Source organism: Sphingobium sp. VMM (assembly GCF_056790315.1).
On record NZ_JBXGSI010000001.1, the window covers coordinates 257,386 to 281,302 of the forward strand.

At 65.4% G+C, this 23,917-nt stretch carries 21 protein-coding genes; 16 read left to right on the top strand and 5 right to left on the bottom strand.

The window, feature by feature from the left end:
* The first annotated feature begins 189 nt into the window (after positions 1–189).
* The 3 genes from uvrC to ACUCV3_RS01290 all read left to right on the top strand — a co-directional run bounded on the left by uvrC (position 190) and on the right by ACUCV3_RS01290 (position 4,032).
* Complete coding sequence (gene uvrC, locus ACUCV3_RS01280) at positions 190–2,103, top strand: excinuclease ABC subunit UvrC (RefSeq protein WP_482240375.1); 1,914 nt, start codon at positions 190–192, stop codon at positions 2,101–2,103.
* A gap of 154 nt (positions 2,104–2,257) precedes the next feature.
* The gene (locus ACUCV3_RS01285) at positions 2,258–2,509 is read left to right on the top strand and encodes a hypothetical protein (RefSeq protein ID WP_279729174.1); all 252 of its coding nucleotides are present in this window, start codon (positions 2,258–2,260) and stop codon (positions 2,507–2,509) included.
* Positions 2,506–4,032, top strand: a complete 1,527-nt coding sequence (locus tag ACUCV3_RS01290) for a methyl-accepting chemotaxis protein (RefSeq protein ID WP_279729173.1) — start codon at positions 2,506–2,508, stop codon at positions 4,030–4,032. Before ACUCV3_RS01285 ends, ACUCV3_RS01290 begins: the two co-directional genes overlap by 4 nt.
* Here ACUCV3_RS01290 and ACUCV3_RS01295 read toward each other — a convergent pair.
* Entirely contained in the window at positions 4,029–4,916 is an 888-nt protein-coding gene (locus tag ACUCV3_RS01295; protein WP_279729172.1) for a LysR family transcriptional regulator, read from the bottom strand. The genes ACUCV3_RS01290 and ACUCV3_RS01295 overlap by 4 nt on opposite strands.
* A gap of 116 nt (positions 4,917–5,032) precedes the next feature.
* Between ACUCV3_RS01295 and scpC the strand changes: the two genes are divergently transcribed.
* The 9 genes from scpC (at position 5,033) to ACUCV3_RS01340 (ending at position 13,718) form a co-directional block, all read left to right on the top strand.
* Complete coding sequence (gene scpC, locus ACUCV3_RS01300; RefSeq protein ID WP_037519615.1) at positions 5,033–6,550, top strand: succinyl-CoA:acetate CoA-transferase ScpC; 1,518 nt, start codon at positions 5,033–5,035, stop codon at positions 6,548–6,550.
* A gap of 141 nt (positions 6,551–6,691) precedes the next feature.
* Positions 6,692–7,672: a TerC family protein gene (locus ACUCV3_RS01305; RefSeq protein ID WP_279729171.1), complete on the top strand. Its 981-nt coding sequence runs from the start codon at positions 6,692–6,694 to the stop codon at positions 7,670–7,672.
* Between the two features lie 38 nt (positions 7,673–7,710).
* Entirely contained in the window at positions 7,711–8,445 is a 735-nt protein-coding gene (gene recO, locus ACUCV3_RS01310) for a DNA repair protein RecO (RefSeq protein ID WP_279729169.1), read from the top strand.
* Between the two features lie 120 nt (positions 8,446–8,565).
* Positions 8,566–9,609, top strand: coding sequence for a 3-isopropylmalate dehydrogenase (gene leuB, locus ACUCV3_RS01315; protein ID WP_482240290.1), 1,044 nt, complete (start codon positions 8,566–8,568; stop codon positions 9,607–9,609).
* 85 nt (positions 9,610–9,694) lie between these two features.
* Positions 9,695–10,111 (top strand): hypothetical protein, encoded by a 417-nt coding sequence (locus tag ACUCV3_RS01320; protein ID WP_279729167.1) that lies wholly within the window; start codon positions 9,695–9,697, stop codon positions 10,109–10,111.
* Positions 10,112–10,295: 184 nt separating this feature from the next.
* Positions 10,296–11,294 carry a threonine dehydratase gene (locus ACUCV3_RS01325; protein ID WP_482240291.1) on the top strand — a complete coding sequence of 333 codons (999 nt, stop codon included), beginning with the start codon at positions 10,296–10,298 and terminating at the stop codon, positions 11,292–11,294.
* Entirely contained in the window at positions 11,291–12,499 is a 1,209-nt protein-coding gene (metZ, locus tag ACUCV3_RS01330; protein WP_279729165.1) for an O-succinylhomoserine sulfhydrylase, read from the top strand. Before ACUCV3_RS01325 ends, metZ begins: the two co-directional genes overlap by 4 nt.
* Before the next feature lie 32 nt (positions 12,500–12,531).
* Positions 12,532–12,930 carry a Co2+/Mg2+ efflux protein ApaG gene (gene apaG, locus ACUCV3_RS01335; RefSeq protein ID WP_279729164.1) on the top strand — a complete coding sequence of 133 codons (399 nt, stop codon included), beginning with the start codon at positions 12,532–12,534 and terminating at the stop codon, positions 12,928–12,930.
* Positions 12,927–13,718 carry a LysR family transcriptional regulator gene (locus ACUCV3_RS01340; RefSeq protein WP_279729163.1) on the top strand — a complete coding sequence of 264 codons (792 nt, stop codon included), beginning with the start codon at positions 12,927–12,929 and terminating at the stop codon, positions 13,716–13,718. Before apaG ends, ACUCV3_RS01340 begins: the two co-directional genes overlap by 4 nt.
* Before the next feature lie 168 nt (positions 13,719–13,886).
* Here ACUCV3_RS01340 and ACUCV3_RS01345 read toward each other — a convergent pair whose 3' ends face one another.
* Positions 13,887–15,161, bottom strand: coding sequence for a serine hydrolase (locus tag ACUCV3_RS01345; protein ID WP_279729161.1), 1,275 nt, complete (start codon positions 15,159–15,161; stop codon positions 13,887–13,889).
* On the bottom strand, positions 15,158–17,137 hold the full coding sequence (parE, locus tag ACUCV3_RS01350; RefSeq protein ID WP_279729160.1) for a DNA topoisomerase IV subunit B: 1,980 nt from the start codon (positions 17,135–17,137) through the stop codon (positions 15,158–15,160). The genes ACUCV3_RS01345 and parE overlap by 4 nt, the downstream gene beginning before the upstream one ends.
* A gap of 153 nt (positions 17,138–17,290) precedes the next feature.
* Between parE and ACUCV3_RS01355 the strand changes: the two genes are divergently transcribed.
* Positions 17,291–18,133 carry an outer membrane protein gene (locus ACUCV3_RS01355; protein ID WP_048937900.1) on the top strand — a complete coding sequence of 281 codons (843 nt, stop codon included), beginning with the start codon at positions 17,291–17,293 and terminating at the stop codon, positions 18,131–18,133.
* 115 nt (positions 18,134–18,248) lie between these two features.
* Positions 18,249–19,427 (top strand): M48 family metalloprotease, encoded by a 1,179-nt coding sequence (locus ACUCV3_RS01360; RefSeq protein ID WP_279729159.1) that lies wholly within the window; start codon positions 18,249–18,251, stop codon positions 19,425–19,427.
* Positions 19,428–19,477: 50 nt separating this feature from the next.
* On the opposite strand, the gene ACUCV3_RS01365 is transcribed toward ACUCV3_RS01360, so the two are convergent.
* Positions 19,478–20,167: a GcrA family cell cycle regulator gene (locus ACUCV3_RS01365; protein WP_107917602.1), complete on the bottom strand. Its 690-nt coding sequence runs from the start codon at positions 20,165–20,167 to the stop codon at positions 19,478–19,480.
* A 113-nt stretch (positions 20,168–20,280) separates the two neighbouring features.
* Here ACUCV3_RS01365 and ACUCV3_RS01370 point away from each other — a divergent pair, with 113 nt between their 5' ends.
* Positions 20,281–21,129 (top strand): ABC transporter permease, encoded by an 849-nt coding sequence (locus ACUCV3_RS01370; RefSeq protein ID WP_482240292.1) that lies wholly within the window; start codon positions 20,281–20,283, stop codon positions 21,127–21,129.
* Positions 21,130–21,253: 124 nt separating this feature from the next.
* Here the strand turns inward: ACUCV3_RS01370 and ACUCV3_RS01375 are convergent, their stop codons facing one another.
* On the bottom strand, positions 21,254–22,573 hold the full coding sequence (locus ACUCV3_RS01375; RefSeq protein ID WP_004207365.1) for a UDP-glucose dehydrogenase family protein: 1,320 nt from the start codon (positions 22,571–22,573) through the stop codon (positions 21,254–21,256).
* Positions 22,574–22,730: 157 nt separating this feature from the next.
* Between ACUCV3_RS01375 and wecB the strand changes: the two genes are divergently transcribed.
* Complete coding sequence (wecB, locus tag ACUCV3_RS01380) at positions 22,731–23,867, top strand: non-hydrolyzing UDP-N-acetylglucosamine 2-epimerase (protein WP_048939130.1); 1,137 nt, start codon at positions 22,731–22,733, stop codon at positions 23,865–23,867.
* Positions 23,868–23,917: the final 50 nt, after the last annotated feature.

Below are 23,917 nucleotides of genomic sequence, written 5' to 3' on the forward strand. Positions count from 1 at the left end.
GCTGCTATTCTTGGATGGGCGCGGGCCGTGGGACGGCCTGTGCCTGTCTCATGTAGGAAGTCGACAGGCTGTTGATTAGGCCGGCTTTCGGTAAAACAGCCATGAATGGCAATCATGAATGCCGGTGTTGGCCGCCCTTTGTTCCACACCGCCATTGCGATCCGCGCCGGTGCCGCTATCTCTGCGGCCATGTCGCAGCCGCAATCCCCCGACCGTTTCAATGAAGACAAGGCGACCTATACCGTCACCGGCAGCCAGCCCGATATCGATGCGGGCGTGGAGGCGATCCGCACGACGCTCAAGACGCTGCCGATCCGGCCTGGCGTCTACCGCATGCAGGATGCGCGCGGCGACGTCCTCTATGTCGGCAAGGCGCGGGCGCTGAAGAATCGGGTCGCCAATTATACCCAGGTCGACCGGCTGCCCAACCGGCTGCGGCGCATGGTGGCGCAGACCCGCAGCATGACGATCGTCACCACCAACAGCGAAGCCGAAGCGCTGCTGCTGGAGGCGCAACTCATCAAGCGCTACCGCCCGCCCTATAATGTCCTGCTGCGCGACGACAAAAGCTTCCCCTTCATCCTGTTGCGCGAGGATCACGCCTTTCCCCGCGTGCAGAAGCATCGCGGCGCGCGTAAATATAAGGGGCGCTATTATGGCCCCTTCGCCAGCGCCGGATCGGTGACGCGGACGATCAATGCGCTGCAGAAGCTGTTCCTGCTGCGGTCCTGCACCGACAGCTTCTTCGCCAATCGTTCGCGGCCCTGCCTGTTGTATCAGATCAAGCGCTGCTCGGCGCCCTGCGTCGATCGCATCGACACGGCCGGCTATGCCGAACTGGTGCAGGACGCACAGGATTTCCTGGGCGGCAAGTCAACCGCCGTGCAGCAGAAGCTGGGCGCGGCGATGGAGGCAGCGGCCGAGACGCTGGATTTCGAACAGGCGGCGATGATCCGCGACCGGCTGAAGGCGCTGACCTTCATCCAGGGATCGCAGGCGATCAATGCCGAGGGGCTGGGCGATGCCGACATCTTCGCGCTGGCGGAGAAGGGCGGATCGATGTGCATCCAGGCCTTCTTCATCCGCGGCGGCCAGAATTGGGGGCATCGCAGCTTCTTCCCGGTCCACACCAATGATGTGGCGACCGAAGAGGTGCTGGAAAGCTTCATGGCGCAATTTTACGAGGAAGTGCCGCCGCCCAAGCTGATCCTGACCGACCGTGAGCCAGCCGAGTGCGAGTTGATGGCGCTGGCGCTGAGCGAAAGGCTGGGCAGCAAGGTAAGGATAGAGGTGCCCCAGCGCGGCGAGCGCACGCGCCTGATCAAGCAGGCGCAGCGCAACGCGGTGGAGGCGCTCGACCGGCGTCTGGCCGAGACCACGACCCAGGCCAAGATATTGGACGAGATGGTCGAGGCCTTCGGGCTGGACGGCGTGCCCGACCGGATCGAAATCTACGACAACAGCCACATCCAGGGCGCCCATGCGCTGGGGGCGATGGTGGTCGCCGGGCCGGAGGGCTTCCGCAAGAACGCCTATCGCAAGTTCAACATGAAGAACCCCGAAATCTCGAACGACGATTTCGCGATGATGCGCGAGATGTTCGAGCGGCGCTTTGGCCGGGCGGCGCGCGAAGACCCCGATCGCGACGGCGGCGAATGGCCGGACCTTGTGCTGATCGACGGCGGCAAGGGGCAATTGTCGGCGGCGCGGGCGATGCTGGAGGATATGGGCATCGAGGATGTCTGCATGATCGGCATCGCCAAGGGGCCACATCATGGCCGCGACGGGCGCGAGGTTTTCCACCTGATGGACGGGCGGGAGGTGAGTTTCCCGATCAATCATCCGTTGCTCTTCTACATGCAGCGCCTGCGCGATGAAGCGCATCGCTTTGCTATCGGCGCGCATCGGGCGAAGCGCAGCAAGGCGATCACCGTGTCCTCGCTGGACGAAGTGCCCGGCATCGGCCCGGCCCGGAAAAAGGCGCTTCTGATGCATTTCGGGACGGCGCGGGCGGTGCGCGATGCAGCGCTGGAGGATCTGCAACGCGCCCCCGGCGTGTCGAAGGCGGTGGCCCAGCAGGTCTATGATTATTTCCACGGCTGAAAAAAATGTGACGATAACGCAATGATTTCTGCTGGCTCATAAGTGTCGCGTTAACAATTGTTGGTGATGTTTCCCCGGCCGATCGGCAGGGGAGACAAGAGTGGGGAACAGGTGGGGGCTTGCGGCTGCGCAATTGGCGACAGTCGCTTTTCTGATGATGGCGGGCGCTCTGGCGCCGCCGGCGCGGGGCGACATGCTCGCCATTCCCCTGACGACGACCAGCGGCCATGGATTGGCGGCGGGGTTGATTGCGGTCGGCGCGATCCCGATCGGCAAGGGGCAGATCGAGGGGGCATTGGTGGTGCGGGGGGACCGTGATCGCCTGGCCTGGCCGATGCTGACGCGCGGCGTATTGTTGCTGGCGGCGCCCGATTTCCTCTGCGCGGGCAAGGGAGAACGGGCATGAACGTCGAACGCCCGATGGAAAGTATCCGCCTGGCCGGTGCGCGCATGCTGATGTGGCTGTTCTGGCTGAATGTGCCGGCATTGATGCTGATCGGATGGTGGCTGAAGGCACCCGATGCGGAAGTCGGCGCGCTGGCGGCCGCGCTGCTGGCGCTGCTGCCGACCCATATGGTGCGGCGGCGCGACATTTCGGCGCCAGCGCGGATGACGCTGGCGGTGACATCGGTGGCGATCCCGGCGCTCTATGTCTTCCTGCTGCGCGGCCATGGCTGGCAGATGGACATGCATATGGGCTTTTTCGCGGCGCTGGCGGCGCAGACCGTGCTGCTCGATCGCCGGGCGCTACTGGTGGCGGCCGGCGTGACGGCGCTCCATCATCTGATCCTCAACTATAGCTACCCCGCCTGGGTGTTCGCCAGCGAGGGCGATCTGCCGCGGGTGCTGGTGCATGCGCTGATCGTGGTGATCCAGACCCTGATGCTGTGGTGGATCGTGTCGCTGCTCACCCAGACCATCCGCCTGCAGACCGAGGAGCGGCAGCGGAGCGAAGGTTTACGCAAGGAAGCTGACGCGGCGAAGGATCGGGCGGAAGTTGCGCTGGCCGAACTGGAGCGGGCGCAGACAATTGCCACCCGACAGCGCGCGATCGAGGAAGCGGCGCGGCGGGCCGAAGAGGCAAGCGAGCGGCGCCGGCTGGTGGCCGATGCGCTGGAGGCGCGGTTGGGCGCGGTGGTCGGCGATCTGGGCCAACTGGCGGGGCAATTGTCGGCCAGCAAGCAATGGCTGTTCGATCTGCTCGATCGCACGACCCAGCGCTCGGCCGAATTGCGCAAGGCCCATGCCCGCGCCGATGGCGATGTCCGCGCGGTGGCGCAGGATACGGAAAAGCTGGCCATTTCGATCAATGGCGTGGGCGGCAGCGCCAGCCATACCCGCGACAATGCGCTGCGCGGCGCGATGGCGACCCGTGCGCTGACGCCGGAGGTCGACATGCTGTCGGCGACGGTCGATTCCGCCAGTTCGATCGTCGCGCTGATTGCCCAGATCGCGGCGCAGAGCCGGACCCTGTCGCTCAATGCCGGGATCGAGGCGGCGCGTAGCGGCAGCGAGGTGCGCGGCTTTGCCGTCGTGGCATCGGAGATGAAGAGCCTCGCCGCGCAGACGGCCGAGGCGACCCGCCAGATCGACATCTATCTGCAGGATATCCGCCGCGCGGCCGACAGCGTGTCGGGCGCGATCGATGTCGCGACCCAATCGGCCGACACGATCGACCGGTCGACTGCCGGCATCGTCGATGATGTGGCGGAGCAGATACGCGCCACCGGCGAGATCGCGGCCGCGACCGAGGAGATGGCCCGCCATATCGCCGAAGCGGCGTCCCAGGCCGAAGCGCTGAGCCTGGCGCTGGCGGAGGCGCAATCGGCCATGGGCGAAACCGACGCGGCGGCGACCGCCTTGTCCAGTCGTTCACAGGAATTGCAGGAAACGGTGCGTAACGTGCTGGAGGAACTGCGTGCCGCTTAGCGCTGGGGCGGGTCGCCGGGGAAATTCGCCTTCAGGAAATCGAGCACCAGCCTGGCGCGGGCGGGCAGGCGCTTCAGCGCGGGATGCACCGCCAATATGTCGATCGGGTCGATCTGGCTGGCGGGGAGGACGCGCATGAGGCGCCCCGCCTCCAGATCGTCCGCGACACGAACCGCGGGCAGCATCGCGATGCCGAGGCCGGCGAGCGCGGCGCGATGCACCGCCTCGCTATTGTCGCTGCGGAACGGGCCGCTGATCAACTGGTCGCGGCCGTCCACGGTCCATTTGGCGGGCAGGTCGCCATAGCCATAGGCGATGCAGCGATGGCCGGGCAGGTCGTCGGCGCTGGTTGGCAGGCCATGGCGCGCGACATAGTCGGGATGGGCGACCAGCATGCGGGGCAGGGCACCGAGCCGATGCACGACCAGCATATCGTCCCCGACCGGGCCGACGCGCAGCGCCAGATCGAGCCGGTCCTGGACCAGATCGCGCTGCCAGTCGGTCATCGCCATGTCGATCCGCAGGCCGGGATGCTGATCGCTCAGCAGGCTCAGCAGGCCCAGATAATAGAGGCCTAGCGCGGTGGTGACGCCGATCCGCACCGTGCCGCTGACATCGCCCTGGACCGGGCGCAATTCCTGTTCGGCCACTTCCAGCGCATCGACCAGCATTCGGGCATGGACCAGCAACTGGTCCGCCTCTGGCGTCGGGACCAGCCGGCGCGTGGTGCGATGAAACAGCACGGTGCCAAAATGGGCTTCCACCTGATCGAGCCGTCGCGCTATGGTGGTGTGGCTCGCATGCATCTCGGCAGCGACGCGCGTGAAACTGGGCTTTTCGCATAGCCGTATGAAGGTGCGGATCGAAAGAAGCAGGTCGCTCATTTGAACATGTCCTGCACAGATATTGTGCCGGGAATCCCTATTGTGCGGAGAACGGAAAAGCCAGACCTAAGCGCCGGCGCAGGGACGCCAGTCAGACATTTAATGGAGACGAGAGGATGGCATCGGATCGTATCGGTCATGCAGGGTTTGCGGCAAAAAGGCGCAGTGCGCAGGACGCAGCTGCCCTGATTGCCGACGGCATGACCGTGGGCATGAGCGGCTTCACCGGTTCGGGCTATCCCAAGGCCGTCCCTCTGGCGCTCGCCGACCGAATCACCGCCGCCCATTCGGCCGGCGATCCGTTCCGGGTAAAGGTGTGGACCGGCGCATCGACCGGGCCGGAACTGGACGGCGCGCTCGCCAAGGCCGACGGCGTCGAATTTCGTCTTCCCTATAATAGCGATCCGATCGCCCGCGAGCGGATCAACCGCGGCGAGATGCAATATTTCGACATGCATCTGAGCCAGGTCGCGCCGATGGCATGGCAGGGCTTTTTGGGCGAACTGGATGTCGCGGTGGTCGAAGTGACCGGCATCACGCCCGACGGCCTGCTGATCCCGTCCGCCTCGGTCGGCAACAACAAGACCTGGCTCGATCGTGCCAAGGGCATCATCCTGGAGGTCAATAGCTGGCAGAATGCCGCACTCGAAGGGATGCACGACATTTATTACGGCACGGCGTTGCCGCCGAGCCGCGTGCCGATCCCGCTGACCCGCGCCGACGATCGCATCGGCGAGCCCTATTTCCGCGTCGATCCCGCCAAGGTGCTGGCGGTGGTCGAAACCGACTCGCCGGATCGCAACGCGCCCTTCACCCCGCCCGATGACAGTGCGCGGGCGATCGCCGGCCATCTGCTCGAATTCCTCGGCCATGAAGTGAAGATGGGCCGCATCCCGGCGTCGCTGCTGCCGCTCCAGTCGGGCGTCGGCAATATTGCCAATGCGGTGCTGACCGGCCTGATCGATGCGCCCTTCGACAATATGGTTTCCTATACGGAGGTCATTCAGGACGGCATGCTCGACCTGCTGGAATCCGGCAAGCTGCGCATGGCGAGCGCCACCGCCTTCTCGCTCAGTCCCGAGGCGGCGGCGCGGCTCAATGCCGACATGGCCCGTTTCCGCAACAAGATGATCCTGCGCCCGCAGGAAATCAGCAACCATCCCGAACTGGTTCGCCGCCTGGGCTGCATCGCCATGAACGGCCTCATCGAGGCGGATATTTATGGCAATGTGAACTCCACCCACGTCATGGGATCGCGCATCCAGAACGGCATCGGCGGATCGGGCGACTTTGCCCGCAACGCCTATCTGTCGATCTTCATGACGCCCTCGACCGCCAAGCAGGGCAAGATTTCGGCGATCGTGCCGCATGCCAGCCATGTCGACCATATCAATCAGGATGTGCAGGTGATCGTCACTGAGCAGGGGCTGGCCGACCTGCGCGGGCTGGCGCCGCGGCAGCGGGCCGAACTGATCATCAATAATTGCGCCCATCCCGATTATCGCCCGATGCTGAAGGATTATTTCAGGCGGGCGATGCAGGGCAGCTATGGCCTGCAGTCGCCGATGCTGCCGGCCGAGGCCTTCGCCTGGCACCAGCGCTTCATCGATACCGGCTCCATGATGCCGGGCTGATCATAAATGGCCCGGTGCAGCCTGACCTGCGCCGGGCCACTGATCATTGCTGTTCGATTGCCGCTTTCCGACATATTCCCGCTGAGGGAACCGGGAGCCATGCCGTCCGCTTGACCTGCATATTCGCAGCACGGACCCATCATGGATTTCCTGACGACCGACTTTCTCGACAAGCCCATCTGGATGTGGGCGCTCTTCCTGACGATCATCATCGCGCTGCTGGCGCTGGATCTGGGCGTGCTGCATCGCAAGCAGCGCGAGATCGGCGTGCGCGAGAGCGTGAAGCTGGCCGGCTTCTACATTGCGATCGGCCTGGCCTTTGGCGGCTGGATCGCCTGGCAGATGGGGCAGGAGGCGGCTGTCGCCTATCTCACCGGTTTCGTCGTCGAAAAATCGCTGGCGCTCGACAATGTCTTCGTCATCGCGATGATCTTCTCCTTCTTCCATGTGCCGCGCCGCTATCAGCATGAGGTGCTGTTCTGGGGCATCATCGGCGTCATTGTCCTGCGCGCGATCATGATCGGGCTGGGCGCGGCGCTGGTCCAGAATGTCTCCTGGGCGCTCTATGTCTTCGCAGCGATCCTGATCTTCACCGGCATCCGCATGTTGTGGACGGTGGGCAAGGAACAGACGATGGAGGGCAACCGGCTGCTCGGCTTCCTGCGCCGCCACATGCGTGTGACCGACCGGGTGGAGGGCGACCATTTCTTCGTGCGCCAGCCGGCCGAGCCGGGTGGCAAGCCGCTGCTCCATGCGACGCCGCTGTTCCTGGCGCTGGTGATGATCGAGATTGCCGACGTCATCTTCGCGGTGGATTCTGTACCAGCGATCTTCGCCATCACCACCGATCCCTTTCTGGTCTATACCTCCAACATCTTCGCGATCCTGGGCCTGCGCGCGCTCTATTTCGCGCTGGCGGCGGCGGTCCACCGCTTCCATTATCTCAAATATGCGCTGTCGGTGGTGCTGATCTTCATCGGCGCCAAGATCTTCCTGGCCGATGCGCTGGGGCTGGAGAAGATCCCGCCGCTCTTTTCCCTGCTGGTGACGGCCGGGGTGCTGGGCGCGGGCATCGGCCTGTCGCTGTGGCGCACCCGTGGCGAGGCGCAGCCGCAACATTAGCTTTGGCACGGATGCCGGATCGTCGATAGGAAGGCGCCATGCCCGTCCTCATCACATCCGGCATCGTCTGCGCGCTGCGTGCCCATGGCGAACATGGCGCGGTCGCGCGGCTGTTGACGCCCGATCATGGGCTAGTCGCGGGCTATGTGCGCGGCGGGCGGTCGCGGGCGCTGCGCCCGGTGCTGCTGCCGGGCAATGCGGTGAAGGCCGAGTTCCGCGCCCGTACCGAAGATCAGCTCGCGAGCCTGACCGTCGAATTGGAGCATAGCCGCGCGCCTTTGCTGGGCGAGCCATTGCCGGCGGCAGCGATCGACTGGGCCTGCGCGCTGACGGCGGCGGCTTTGCCGGAAGGAACGCCCTATCCGACGCTTTACGAAGCGCTCGATGGCGTGCTTGGCGCGGTCGAGGCGGCGCCGGCGGCGCGGGGCTGGGCGGCGGCTTTGGTCCGCTACGAATTGCTGTTGCTGGCGGAGCTGGGTTTCGGCCTTGATCTGAGCCGCTGCGCCGCCACCGGGACTGCCGACGACCTGGCCTTTGTCAGCCCGCGCAGCGCGGCGGCAGTCAGCCGGGTCGGGGCGGATGGCTATGAGGCGCGCCTGCTGCCGCTGCCGCCTTTCCTGTTGCAAGGCGGGGCTGGCGACTGGCCGCAGATCATGGATGGATTGCGCCTGACCGGCTTCTTCCTGGAGCGGTCCGTGCTGACCGAAAGGCGGGCCGATGTGCTGGCCGCGCGCGAAAGACTGGTCGATCGGCTGAAAAGAGCGGTTGCGTAACGCGCGCAGTTTTTGCAAGGGCGGGCGCGCCGTTTCCGCATTCTCCGTTCGCCCGTCGGGCAACGGCGGCCATTTTCTTTCGCGGAACCGTGCCGGCAGAGATTTAGAAAGAGGTTTCCCATGTTGATCGCCCTGTTCCCTGGAGATGGTATCGGCCCCGAGATCGTCGCGCAGGCGAAGCGCGTGCTCGATGCGCTGGCGATCGACGGCCTCACCTATGAAGAGGGTCTGGTCGGCGGTTCGGCCTATAAGGCGGTCGGCCATCCGCTGCCCCCCGAGACGCTGGACATCGCCAAGCGCGCCGACGCCATCCTGTTCGGCGCGGTCGGTGATCCCGACTGCGACTCGCTGGAACGCCATCTGCGTCCGGAACAGGCGATCCTGGGCCTGCGCAAGGAACTGGGCCTCTTCTCCAACCTGCGGCCGGCCAAGGTCTTCCCCGAACTGGCGCACGAAAGCGCGCTGAAGCCCGAAGTGGCCGGATCGATCGACCTGCTGATCGTGCGCGAGACCAATGGCGACGTCTATTTCGGCGAGAAGGGCATGCGCACTATCGCCGATGGCCTGCGCGAAGGCTATGACATCATGTCCTATAACGAGGCCGAGGTGCGCCGCATCGCCCATGCCGGCTTCCAGGCGGCGCGCGCCCGTCGCGGCAAGCTCTGCTCGGTCGACAAGGCCAATGTGCTGGAAACCAGCCAGCTGTGGCGCGACGTGGTGATCGAGGTGTCGGCCGAATATCCCGACGTCGCCCTGACCCATATGTATGTCGACAATGCCGCGATGCAGCTGGTCCGCAACCCCGGCCAGTTCGACGTCATCGTCACCGGCAACATGTTCGGCGATATCCTGTCGGATCAGGCGAGCATGTGCGTCGGCTCGATCGGCATGCTGGCGTCGGCGACGCTCAACGGTAGCGGCCAGGGCCTCTATGAACCGATCCATGGGTCCGCGCCCGACATTGCCGGCCAGGGCAAGGCCAATCCGTTGGCGACCATCCTGTCGGCGGGGATGATGCTGCGCTATTCGCTGAACCTGTCCGAGCCGGCCGACCGGATCGAGGCGGCAGTGGCCAAGGCGCTCGCCGACGGCGCCCGTTCGCCGGATCTGGGCGGCACGATGAACACGGTGGAGATGGGCGACGCGGTTCTCGCTGCGCTCTGATCCGACTTCGGTTCGTCGCATTTGCGTGACGCGAACGTAAAGTTTCTTCGTTTCCGGTCGATATGAGCGGTGAATGGGGACGCAAATGCCGACTGAACTGATTGAAGACCATCATGTCCTGCGGGGCATGATGCGGGATTTTGCCAGCATGATGGACGATGACGTCCGCGACATGGCACTTCTGACCCGCTGGCGTATTCGCTTCGCCCAGCTGTTCCGCGACCATATGGGGCGTGAGGACATGCTGGCGCGGAGCTTGCGCCAGGGGCCGCTGGCGATGGAAGCCGAGCCGGTCGTGCATCAGCATGGCCGCACCATGGTGGCCCTGTTCCTGCGCTACAGCGACCATATCAAGCAATGGACCCCGGCCCAGATCGCCGCCGACTGGGGCAATTACAAGCGGGCGACGCTGGCGCTGCAGGATTCCCTCTATGACCATATGGAGTGGGAAGAGGCGCATCTGCATCCGCTGATCGAGGGTAGGGTGCGCAGGGCCGCCTAGACCTTGATCGCTTCAGGCTGAATCTGCCTGAAGCGTGAATCAAGGTCTAGCATCCAAGAATAGAGCCTGATTCACGCTATCGGTGGAAGCGCAAGGCGCTTCCGCCTCAAACGATCAGGCTCTAGGGGGCCAATTCGCGCATATCGGTCCTGTCGGCTCTGCCACGCGCCAGCTAGGCAGCGGCATGGACGACTTTTCCCTGCCCAGCCTTCGTGCCGCCGCCGCCATGGTCCATGACCAGGTGCCGCCGACCCCGCAATATGCCTGGCCGCTGCTGGCCGGGCGGATCGGCGTCGAGACCTGGGTCAAGCATGAGAACCATACGCCGACCGGCGCCTTCAAGGTGCGCGGGGCCATCACCTATATCGACTGGCTGCGCCGCACCCATCCCGAGGTGAAGGGCATCATCACCGCGACCCGCGGCAATCATGGCCAGGCGCAGGTGCGTGCGGCCCGCGCCGCCGGGCTGCAGGCGACGATCGTCGTTCCCCATGGCAATGCGCTGGAAAAGAATGCGGCGATGCGCGCATTCGGCGCGACCCTGATCGAACATGGCCATGATTTCGACAGCGCCAAGGCGGAGGCGGTGCGCCTCGCCGCCGAGCAGGGGCTGTTCATGGTCCCGGCCTATCATGCGCAATTGGTGCGCGGCGTCGCCAGCTATGGGCTGGAACTGTTCGACGCGGTGCCCGACCTCGACACCGTCTATGTTCCCGTCGGTTGCGGATCGGGCCTGTGCGCCACGATCGCGGCGCGCGATGCGCTGGGCCTGACGACGAAGGTCGTGGGCGTCGTGTCCGCCCATGTGGATGCCGCCAAGCGCTCGTTCGAGGCCGGAGAATTGCTCACCAGCCCGACCGCCTATACCTTTGCCGATGGCGTCGCCGTCTGCACCCCGGTCCAGGCCGCGCTCGACTATTTCGGGCCGCGCGCCGACCGCTTCGTCGGCGTCACCGACGACGAGGTGGCGGCTGCGATCCGCATCTACTGGCAGGACACCCACAATCTGGCCGAGGGTGCCGGTGCGGTGGCGCTGGCCGCGCTGATCCAGGAAAAGGATCGAATGCGTGGCAAGGAGGTTGCGGTTATCCTCTCGGGCGGTAATGGCGACATGAGCCAGATGGCACAGATATTGGGCGGCGAAACGCCGCGCGTCACGACGGATATGCGGAAGGCGATATGAAGCGGAAGAGCGGGCAGAACCCTGAGATCACCAAGAACTGGAAGCCCGCGACGCTGGCCATCCGGGGCGGCACCGCGCGCACCGAATATGGCGAGACGTCCGAGGCCCTGTTCCTGTCCAGCGGCTATTGCTACGACCGGGCCGAGGATGCCGCCGCGCGCTTCGCCGGTGAACAGCAGGGCATGACCTATAGCCGGCTGCAGAACCCGACCGTCGAGATGCTGGAGCAGCGCATCGCCCTGCTGGAAGGCGCCGAAGCCTGTCGCGCCACCGCGACCGGCATGGCGGCGATGACCGCTGCCCTGCTGTGCCAGCTGTCGGCCGGCGACCATGTCGTCGCGGCCAAGGCCGCCTTTGGCTCCTGCCGCTGGCTGGTCGACACGCTGCTGCCCAAGTTCGGCATCGCGACGACGACGATCGACGGCAGCGACGTTGCCGCCTGGGAAGCGGCGGTACAGCCCAATACCAAGGTCTTCTTCTTCGAGACGCCGGCCAACCCGACCATGGACGTGGTCGACATCGCTGCCGTCTGCGCGATCGCCAAGGCCCGCGGCATCACCACCGTCGTCGACAACGCTTTCGCCTCGCCCGCGCTGCAGCGGCCGATGGAGTTCGGCGCCGACGTGGTTGCCTATAGCGCGACCAAGATGATGGACGGGCAGGGCCGCGTGCTGGCCGGCGCCATCTGCGGCAGCCGCGAGTGGATCGACAATGTGCTGCTGCCCTTCCACCGCAACACCGGCCCGACGCTCAGCGCGTTCAACGCCTGGGTGGTGCTGAAGGGGCTGGAGACGCTGGACCTGCGCATCCGCCGCCAGAGCGAGAATGCGCTCAAGGTTGCCCAGTTCCTGGAAACCCGCCTGCCCAAGGTCAATTATCCGGGGCTGGAGAGCCATCCCCAGCATGCGCTGGCGATGCGGCAGATGGACGCGGCCGGACCGATCTTCTCGCTCTATGTCGGCGGCGGCCGGGCCGAGGCGCATGGCCTGCTCAATGCGCTGGAACTGGTCGACATCAGCAACAATATCGGCGACTCGCGCTCGCTAATGACCCATCCGGCATCGACCACCCATTTCGGCATGGCCGAGGAAGCCCGGCTGGAAGTCGGCATCACCGAGGATATGCTGCGCCTGAACGTCGGCCTGGAAGATCCGGACGATGTGATCGCGGACTTCGACCAGGCGCTCAAGACGATAGGGCGTTGACGGAACCGGGCAGGGAGGCGCATGCGGGAGATATGAACGCATTGTTCCCCCTGCACGCGACGACGCGGGACATCATCATCCATGTCGCCGTGACTTTCCTGCCCGAACAGTCGGAGCCGGACCGGGGGCGCTGGTTCTGGGCCTATCATATCCGGATCGAAAATCAGGGCGAACAGCCGGTGCAACTGCTGAGCCGTCACTGGATCATCACCGATGGGCGGGGCATTCAGCAGGAATTGGAGGGTGAAGGCGTGATCGGGGAACAGCCGGTGGTGCAACCGGGCAAAAGCTATGACTATGTGTCGGGCTGCCCGCTCAACACGGCAACGGGGTCGATGCGCGGCGCCTATACGATGATCGGTTCCGATGGCGAGACGTTCGAGGTGACCATTCCCCATTTCGCGCTGATCGCGCCGGCGGTGGCCGAATGAAGCGGACCCATTTGCCGCTCAACGGCCTGCGCGTGCTGGATGCAGCGGCACGCCACCTGTCCTTCACCCGCGCGGCGGACGAACTGGCGGTGACGCCGGCGGCCGTCGGTCAGCAGATCCGCGCGCTGGAGGATATGCTGGGCGTGGTGCTGTTCCGCCGCACGCCCAAGGGGCTGGAACTGACGCCCGAGACCGAGGCGGGGCTGGAAGCGCTGCGCGCCGGTTTCCTGGAGTTCGAGGAAGCGGTGCGGGCGATGCAGGCGGGCCAGTCCAGTTCGTCGCTGACGATCGCCGCGCCGCGCGACATCACCGCCAAATGGCTGCAGCCGCGCCTGGCCGCCTATGCTGCGGGCCAGCCCGGCCTGACCTTCTCGCTGGTCGCCGCCGATGAGGCGCTGGACTTTACCGAGGCCAATCTGGATCTGGCGCTGCGCCTGACCGATGGCGCGGGCGAGCATGAGGGCATCAAGATCGGCGAAACCGCCTTCGTCACCGTGGAAGCGGCGGCGGGCGGGCCGGAGCAGCGGATCGAATGGCCCGGCTGTCCCTCGGGTGGCCTGCCCGCCGCAATCCGGGTGGCGGATGCTGGGCTGGCGATCGAGGCGGCGGCGAACGGCTTTGGCCGGGCGAGTGTGCCGCTGTTGCTGGCGCAGGCGGATATCGAGAATGGACGGGTGCGCAAGGTGGGCGATGCCCTGCCGACAATGCTCAGCTACTGGCTGATCGCCCCGCTGCCGCAATGGCGCCAGAAGAAGGTCAAGGCGCTGGTTGAGGCGCTCACGGCCTGACCCGGCGGGGGCAGGAAAATAGGATTTGGTCCGCTTAACTTCGCATATTTCCCGCGCATTTTGACATTAAATGTCCAACTGGTGATGGATTGTTGCGAGCGTCGTCCATGTCCCATCGGGCATGTGTAGAGGATCGGCGGCGTGTAGGACAGGCGCCGGACCGGGCGATCAGTCGGCGAGCAGGTTGAGCGCGCGCGTCATCAGCATGACGAAGCGGCCTTCGTCGACGCGGGCGACCGGATCATTCCAGGCGCCGCTGACTGCGTAATATTGGCCGTCCTGCGCCTGCACCAGGAAGTTCATCGCAATGACGCCGGGTTCGCTGCCGCCCTTATAGCCGAAATAGCGCCAGCGTTTCGCGTTGGCGGGGGCGATGCCCGGATTGACCGCCATGATCGACAGGGCATCGCCACCGGTGCGGCGCAGCCAGTCGAGCTGGGCGATTTCCTCCTGCGGGCTGGCGAACCATTCGAGCGTGTCGATCGCCACCGGATTTTCCGACACGGTGCCGACATCGACATGAGCGGCGGTCAGCCGGGTGGCGGCATCCCGCAACAGGGCGCGGCGATCGGCGATGGTCCCGGCCTCATAGCGGCGGCGCAATTCGGCATTGGCCGGCATCTTGAGGGCAAAGGCCTCGGCCGTGGTCAGCATCGGCAGGCTGCGGGGATCGGCTATGCCGAAGCGCTGGCGCATGGCGTCGACCTTGTCGCGGTCGAGGCCCAGCAGCAACGTGTCCGACGCGCTATTGTCACTTTCGGCGATCATCGCGGTCGCCAGGCTGTGCAGCGTCATCGGCGCGTGATCAGGCCATGCCATCAGCCGGCCGGAAAAGCTTTTCGGACCGAGCGGCATGACATCGCTCCAGCGCCGCTCGCCGGCCTGCACCGCACGCGCCAGTTCTGCCAGCACAGTCAGCTTGAAGGAGGAGCCGGTCGCCATCGGCTGGTCGGGATGGTGCGACTGGAGCAGGACGGGGCCGGCATCGGTCAGCCGGGCGATGGCGAAGCTGCTGCGACCCGGCAGGGCGGCGATGTCGCGCAGCACTGTGGCCATGCTGTCATCGGCCTGGCGGCTGCCGATGATGCGCAGGCCGACGACGCGGTTGGGCGGATCGGGGGCGATCACCAGCGTGATGGCGACGATCGCCCGTTCATAGCGGACCTCCATCTGCCCGGCGGTTGCGCTCTGCTGGGTGAGCGCGCCAAGCGCGACCGGCCGGCCATGTTGGCGGCGCAGGTCGGCGGCGAGCGCGCGCCAGCGGTCGACCGGGATGGCGTCGATGAAGACGGGGGAGAAGAAGTCCGATTCGTTGCCGGGGCCGGCGAGGATGGTCACCAGTTGCGCGGCGCGCGCGCGAAAGGCGGGGGCGGGATCAGCCATGGCGCGACCCGGCAGCAGCGCCATCCCGATGAGGACAAGCGCGGCCGCCAGCAGCCTCATGCGTCAATCGCTTCCTCATCGACCGCTGCCGCATTTTCCTGAATGAAGGCGAAGCGATGGGCCGGGTTGGTGCCCATCAGCCGCTCGACCAGATCGCGCACCTGCTGCCGATCCTCGATATCGTCGGGCAGGGTGATGCGGATCAGGCTGCGGGTCTTGGGGTCCATGGTGGTTTCGCGCAACTGCATCGGGTTCATTTCGCCCAGCCCCTTGAAGCGGCTGATCTCGACCTTCTTGCCCTTGAACTCCTTGGCCAGCATCGCCTCGCGCTGGGCATCGTCCATCGCATAGAGGCTCTTGCCGCCGGCGGTCAGGCGATAGAGCGGCGGTTGCGCCAGATAGAGATGGCCGCGCCGCACCAGTTCGGGCATTTCCTGGAAGAAGAAGGTCATCAGCAGGGTGGCGATATGGGCGCCGTCGACATCGGCATCGGTCATGATGACGATGCGTTCGTAGCGCAGATTGTCGGGGTTGCAATCCTTGCGCGTGCCGCAGCCCAGCGCCAGGATCATGTCTGCAATTTCCTGGTTTGCCAATATCTTGGCGGTGTTTGCTGAGGCAACGTTGAGGATCTTGCCGCGCAGGGGCAAGATTGCCTGCGTCTTGCGGTCGCGAGCCTGCTTGGCCGATCCGCCGGCCGAGTCGCCTTCGACCAGAAAGATTTCAGCACCTTCCGGGTCGTCGTTCGAACAATCTGTGAGCTTACCGGGCAGGCGCAGCTTGCGCGCGCTGGTCGCGGTCTTGCGCTTGACCTCCTTTTCCTGCTTGCGCTTGAGGCGCTCGTCCATGCGGTCGATGACATAGGCGAGCAGCGCCTTGCCACGGTCCATATGGTCGGTCAGGAAATGGTCGAAATGGTCGCGCACGGCATTTTCGACCAGGCGCGCGGCGTCCGGGCTGGTCAGGCGATCCTTGGTCTGGCTCTGGAACTGGGGATCGCGGATGAAGACCGACAGCATGATCTCCGATGACGTCATGATGTCATCGGCGGTAATGTCTTTCGCCTTCTTCTGCCCCACCAGTTCGCCAAAGGCACGGATGCCCTTTACCAGCGCGGCGCGCAGGCCGTTTTCATGGGTGCCGCCATCGGGCGTGGGGATGGTGTTGCAATACCAGCTATAGCTGCCGTCGGACCAGAGCGGCCAGGCGACCGCCCATTCGACCCGGCCGGCTTCGCCCGGAAAATCCTGATTGCCCGAGAAGAATTGGGTGGTGGCGCATTCGCGGTCGCCCAGCTGCTCCTTCAGATGGTCGGCCAGGCCGCCGGGGAACTGGAATACCGCTTCGGGCGGGGTGTCGTCGCCGATCAGTTCGGGCGCGCATTTCCAGCGTATCTCGACCCCGGCGAACAGATAGGCCTTGGACCGGGCAAGGCGATAGAGCTTGGCCGGCTTGAACTTCTGCTCGCCGAAAATCTCGCCGTCGGGGATGAAGCTGACCGCGGTGCCGCGCCGGTTGGGGGCGGCGCCGACCTTTTCCAGGCCGCTGGTGGGCAGGCCCTGGCTGAAGCTTTGGCGGAACAGTTCCTTGTTGCGTGCGACCTCGATCACGGTCTTGATCGACAGGGCGTTGACGACGCTGATGCCCACGCCATGCAGGCCGCCCGAGGTGGCATAGGCCTTGCCCTCGAACTTGCCGCCCGAATGGAGCGTGGTGAGGATGACTTCCAGCGCCGACTTGCCGGGGAATTTGGGATGGTCATCCACCGGAATGCCGCGACCATTGTCGGTGATGGTCAGCTTGTTGCCCGGTTCCAGGCTGATCTCGATCCGGGTGGCATGACCGGCCACCGCCTCGTCCATGCTGTTGTCGAGCACTTCGGAGGCGAGATGGTGGAAGGCGCGCTCGTCAATGCCGCCAATATACATGCCCGGACGGCGCCGGACCGGCTCCAGTCCTTCGAGCACTTCGATGGTGGAGGCGTCATAGCCCGGCGAGGTGGTGGACTGGGCGGAGGCGAACAGGTCTTCGGACATTCCGCCAAGCTATAGGCAGCCGGGCGTCGGGCGCAAGCGCTGCGCGCACGCGATCGCTAGCAATCAATTGTTACAAGGCGCTTTGCAACAAATTGGCCGACAGAGCCGTTGCCTCCATCAGGGTATATTCCCAAGGTCAGGCTGGAGAAATTCATGACATTCAAGCATTTTGCGCCGATCGGCGCCACGCTGGCGCTCGCCCTGGCGACCCCCGCGCTGGCGCAGCAGGACAGCGGTAAGGTCGACTGGACCGGCCCCTATGTCGGCGGCTCCTTCGGCTATAACTGGTCGAAGGGTGACGGCGGCGAGCATCTGCGCTTCGACACGGACGGGGACGGCAATTATGACAATGTCGTCACCACGGCGGCCGGGGCCAATGCCTTTTCGCCCGGCACCTGCGGCGGTTCGGCACGGGGCGCGACGTCGGCCAGCGGCTGCAATGGCGACAAGGATGCGATCGGCTGGATGGGCCATGTCGGCTATGACCGGCAGTTCGGCAATATCGTGGCGGGCATCGTCGGCGAAGCGGGCAAGGCCTATGTCAGCGACAGCGTGACCGAATATTCGACCACGCCCGCCAGCTATACCATGACCCGGCGGATCGGCTGGAACGCCAATCTGCGCGCGCGGCTGGGCTACACCACCGATGGCGGGGTCATGCCCTATATCACCGGCGGTCTGGCCTATGCCAAGGTGAAGAACCATTTCGACACCAGCAACACCGCCAACAGCTTCACCGAATATGATCGCAAGGAAGATGCCTGGGGCTACACCATGGGCGGCGGTGTCGAGGCCAAGGTCGCGCAGAATTTCTCGATCGGCGCGCGCTATCTTTGGACCCGTTATAACACGGGCGACTATCGCGTCGATGTGGGGCAGGGCAGCGCGCCCGCGACCAACCCCTTCATCATCACACCATCCGGCGGCACCAGCATCAACCGTGGCGACAAGTTCGACAATCAGAGCCTGATGGCGACCGCCAGCTTCCGCTTCTGATCCGCCGCAATGAAAGGGCCGGGGCGATGCTCCGGCCCTTTCCTCTTGTGATCTTTACCTGATCCCGCGCCCGACATAGCTTCCCGCCGACAGGATTTGGCGGGAGGTCGAGAAAATGCCGGCAGGTTTCAACCCCGATGCGGCGACCGCCGCCTATCTCGCGACGCTGTCGCCGGCCCAGCATGAACGGGCGATCGCCTATACCCAGGGCGGGCATTGGCTGCTGCTTTGGGGCATGCTGGTGACACTGGTCGCCATGGCGCTGATCTGGCGCAGCGGCCTGCTGGTGCGGCTGGGGCGGCGGGTGCATGTGCGGCGCCCCAATCTGGCGGTGTTCCTGTCCGCCTTGCTCTTCTTCCTGCTCGACTGGCTGATCGAACTGCCCTGGTCCGTCTATGCCAATTGGGGACGCGAGCGCAGCTATGGGCTGACCAGCCAGGGTTTCGGCGGCTGGCTGGGCGAGGATATATTGTCGAGCGCGATCAGCATTCCGTTGGTGGCGCTGCTGGCGGTCGCCATCTATGCGCTGATGCGCCGCACGCCGCGCTGGTGGTGGGCCTGGTCGGGGCTGGTGGTCGTGCTGGGCATCATCCTGATGGTCGTCATCGCACCGGTGGCGATCGAACCGCTGTTCAACAAATATACCCCCGCGCCAGCCGGGCCGACCCGCGATGCGGTGGTCGAACTGGCCCATCGTGCCGGCGTGCCGGGCGACAAAATTTATATTTATGACGGGTCGAAGCAGTCGGAACGCTATACCGCCAATGTCTCCGGCCTGTTCGGCACGGCGCGAGTGGCGATGAGCGACACCATGTTCAAGCGCGGCGCCGACCTGGCCGAGGTGCGGGGCGTGGTGGGCCATGAAATGGGCCATTATGCCGAACATCATGTGCTGTGGCTGGCCGGCGGCATGAGCCTGCTGGCGATGCTGCTCTTCTTCCTGGTCGACCGGCTCTATCCGGTCGCGGCGCGCTGGTTCGGCGCGGGCAGCGCGATCAGCGATCCGGCGCATATGCCGGTCGCCTGGGCGGTCGCAGCGGTGGTCGGGGTATTCCTGGTGCCGCTGATGAAAAGCATCAGCCGCTATGACGAGAATGCCGCCGACCGTTTCTCGCTCAAGGTCGCGCATGAACCCGATGGCCTTGCCAAGGCGCTGGTCAAGACGATCGAATATCGCGCCTCATCGCCCTCGCGGCTGGAGGAAATCCTGTTCTACGACCATCCCAGTGTCGAACGGCGCATCCATGCGGCGATGGTCTGGAAGGCGGAAAATCCGCAACTGGTCGGCAAATAGGAGCAAAAGAAAAGGCCGCCCGGTGGGGCGGCCTTCCTTGTCTCGTTTGTTCAGCGAACCCGCGGGCCGCCAAAGGGCAGCGGCGGGGGCGGGCGGCGCGTGCCGCGCGGCAGCTGTGCCTGATAGGCGCGGCCGCAATGTTCCACGCAATAGGGGAAGCCGGGGTTCACTGCTTCGCCGCAGAAATGGAAGTCCGGCTCGCCCGGATGGCCCATCGGCCACTTGCAGATCCGCTCGGTCAGGTCGAGCAGGCTGGTCTTGCCGGCAATTTCGGCGCTCGGCTTGGCGGGCACCAGACGGCGCGGCGGTGCCGGCGGGATCGGTGCCTGCTGGTCACCGGGGCCCTGGCGCAGGAAGCCGCCGGGGCCGACCGACACGATGCGCGGCTGCGGCGCGGCGGGCGCGTCGCTGGGGGCAGCGGCGGCAGCCGGTGCGGCAGGCGCAGTCGGTGCGGCGACCGGGGCCGGACGCGGCGGCGGCGGCGGGGCGGCCACGGGCGCGGCGGCGCGGGGCGCTTCGGCTTCCGGGGCAGGGGCTGCCGGCTTGCGGGCGGGCGCGGCCTTCTTGGGCGCCTCGTTGGCCTTCACCGGGGACGGGCGCGACTGCAGGCCAAGGCGATGCGCCTTGCCGATTACCGCGTTACGGCTGACGCCGCCCAGTTCGTCCGCGATCTGGCTCGCGGTCAGGCCCTTTTCCCACATCGCCTTGAGCTGGTCGATACGTTCGTCGGTCCAGGACAATGAAAACTCCTCACAATCTGTGCTATGCGCCCTATATGGGGCATGCAGGCGCGACTTCCAACCGCGCAGAACGCCCTTGCGGCATAACGGACCAGCCGATAGTCGATCCCATCATGAACGACCAGCCCAAAATTGCAGCCGCCCATCCCGCACCCGTTCCCTTCCATGAACCGGGGGAGTTGGTGATCCGCAACGTCAACTGGGCCGGCATGCGCGCGCTCTACCGCAAGGAAGTGCGGCGCTTCATGAAGGTGCAGCTCCAGACGATCTGGGCGCCGGCCGTTACCACGCTGATGTTCCTGGTGATTTTCACCATCGCGCTGGGCGGGGCGAACCGCCAGGTGCTGGGCGTGCCCTTTGCCGATTTCATCGCGCCGGGCCTGATGGTGATGGGCATGATGAACAATGCCTTTGCCAACAGCAGCTTCTCGCTGCTGGCGGGCAAGATGCAGGGGACGCTGATCGACTATCTGATGCCGCCGCTGTCGGTGGGCGAATTGCTGCTGGCGCTGGTCGGCGCGGCAGTGACGCGCGCGGTTGCGGTCGGTCTGGCGCTGTGGGGGGCGATGGCGCTGTGGCCGGGCGTGCATGTGACGCCGACGCATCTGTGGGCGGTGATCTGGTTCGGCCTGATGGGCGCCAGCCTGACCGCGTTCATCGGCGTGATGACGTCGATCTGGGCAGAAAAATTCGATCATGCCGCCGCCATCACCAATTTCGTGATCGGGCCGATGACCCTGTTGTCGGGCACCTTTTATTCGATCGACCGCCTGTCGCCGCTCTTTCGCGCGATCAGCCACGCCAACCCCTTCTTCTACGCCATTTCCGGTTTCCGCTATGGCTTCGTCGCGGCGGCGGACGGCAATGTGCTGGTCGGCAGCGTCGTGCTGCTGGCGCTCAATGCCGGGCTGGCGGTGCTCTGCTATGTGCTGCTGCGCAAGGGCTGGAAGCTCAAGGCCTGACGGCGTCAGGTCAGGGCCGCAAAGATCGGCACGGCCAGCATCGCGCCCAGGATCAGCATGGCTGCCAGCAGCCAGTGGCGCAGTCGGGGGAGGGCGCTGACGCCCTCCTCTTCCCATGGCCACATCAGGCGGCGCTGCCCTTTCCACCCACGCGGGTGACGGTGAAGCCCGCGGCTTCCGCTTCCGCGACCGGATAGATGTTGCGCAGGTCGACCAGCACCGGTGCGCTCATCGAGCTGGCCAGGCGCTTGAGATCCAGTGCGCGGAAGGCGTCCCATTCGGTCACCAGCACCAGCGCGTCGGCGCCGGAAGCGGCCTCATAGGCCGAACCGGCCATGGTGACGCCGGGCATCATCGGCGCGGCGACGTCCATGCCCTCGGGATCATAGGCGACGACCTTCGCGCCGGCATCCTCCAGTGCCTGCACGATCGCCAGGCTGGGCGCGTCGCGCATGTCGTCGGTATTGGGCTTGAAGGTGACGCCCAGCAGGGCGACGGTCTTGCCGCGCGCTTCACCGCCCAGCGCCTTCACGATCTTGCGGCCCATGGCGCGCTTGCGCAGGTCGTTCACCTGCACCACCGTTTCGACGATGCGGATCGGCGCGTCATAATCCTGCCCGGTCTTGACCAGGGCCAGCGTATCCTTGGGGAAGCAGGAGCCGCCATAGCCCGGACCGGCATGCAGGAACTTGCTGCCGATCCGCTTGTCGAGGCCGATGCCGCGCGACACGTCCTGCACTTCGGCGCCGACCGCCTCGCACAGGTCCGCCATCTCGTTGATGAAGGTGATCTTGGTCGCCAGGAAGGCGTTGGCGGCATATTTGATCAGTTCGGCCGTGCGACGGCCGGTGAACATCAGCGGCGCCTGGTTGAGGTTCAGCGGGCGATAGACCTGGCTCATCACCGAAATGGCGCGTTCCGATCCGGTGGTGCCCACGACGACGCGGTCGGGGCGCTTGAAGTCGCCGATCGCGGCGCCTTCGCGCAGGAATTCGGGGTTCGACACGACCTGGATGTCGAGGTCCGGGCGCAGTTCGCGCGCGATCCGCTCGACCTCGTCGCCGGTGCCTACGGGCACGGTCGACTTGGTGACGATGACCGCCGGGCCATCGAGGGATTCGACGATTTCCTTGGCGGCGGCATAGACATAGCTGAGGTCGGCATGGCCATCGCCCCGCCGCGAGGGCGTGCCGACGGCGATGAAGATCGCGTCGGCGCCCTTCACGCCTTCGGGCAGGTCGGTGGTGAAGGTCAGGCGACCGGCGGCGGCGTTGGTGCCGACCAGCTGGTCAAGGCCGGGTTCGTAGATCGGCATGGTGCCGGCCTCGATCGCGGCGATCTTGCCCGCATCCTTGTCGACGCAGACGACATCATGGCCGAAATCCGCAAAGCAGGCCCCGGAGACGAGGCCGACATAGCCGGTGCCGATCATGGTGATTTTCATGAGTTGGTGGAACTCCAAACGGGAAGTGATTGGTTTGAGGCTCTAGCATAGTCATAACGCAATACAATTCGCGCCTTTGCGTAATTACCATGCTACCGTTTAGCGGCTGGTTACCCTTTTTTGCCAGGGAAGGCGCATCCGAACGAAAGGGCACAGAGTGAAAGTAGCGCTGGTATTTGGGACACGGCCGGAAGCGATCAAGCTGTTTCCGGTGATCCACGCGCTCAAGGCGCGTGCCGATATCGACACCCGCGTGATCGTGACGGCGCAGCATCGCGGCCTGCTGGACCAGGTGCTGGAGATTGCCGGTATCGTGCCCGACATCGATCTGGACGTCATGACGCCCAACCAGACGCTGGACGGGCTGACCGCCAAGTTGATCGTCGCGCTGGGCGAGGCGTTCGACGCGGAGAAGCCCGACCGGGTGGTGGTGCATGGCGACACGCTGACGACGATGGTGGCGAGCCTGGCGGCCTATTATCGCAAGATCCCGGTCGCCCATGTCGAGGCCGGCCTGCGCAGCGGCGACATCCATCATCCCTGGCCCGAGGAGGTTAATCGCCGCGTTGTGGCGTGCATTGCCGACATGAATTTCGCGCCGACCCAGGCGGCGGCCGACGCACTGCTGCGGGAAAATCGCGATGCGGCCGGCATTCATGTCACGGGGAATACCGTGATCGACGCGCTGCTGGCGACGGTCGATCGGGTCCATGGCGAACCAGCGCTGGCCAGCGGCCTTGATGATCTGGCGGCGCGTTTCGCGGGCAAGCGGATCGTTGCCGTCACCAGTCACCGGCGCGAAAATTTCGGCGGCGGCATGGAGGCGATCGCCCGTTCCATCGCGGACATTGCCGCGCGGCCCGATGTCGCGGTGATCTTCCCCGTCCATCCCAATCCCAATGTCCGTCCGGTCATGGATGCGGTGTTGGGCGAGCTGCCCAATGTCGCGATGATCGAACCGCTCGACTATCCCCATTTCGTCCGCCTGCTCGACCTGTGTCATCTGGTGCTGACCGACAGCGGCGGCGTGCAGGAAGAGGCGCCTTCGCTCGGCAAGCCGGTGCTGGTGATGCGCGAGACCACCGAACGGCCCGAAGGGGTGCAGGCGGGCACGGCGAAGCTGGTCGGGGCGGACCGGGACCGGATCGTGCGCGAGGTGCTGGCGCTGCTCGACGATGATGCCGCCTATCAGGCGATGGCCCGTGCCCATAACCCGTTCGGCGATGGCAAGGCGGCGGAGCGGATTGCCGATATCATTGCAGGAAAGGCCGGCGCGGCGCATCTTGCCGCCTGATATTACCGGAATCTTCAACATTTCCGGGCAATGTCGCTCCGAAACTTGGT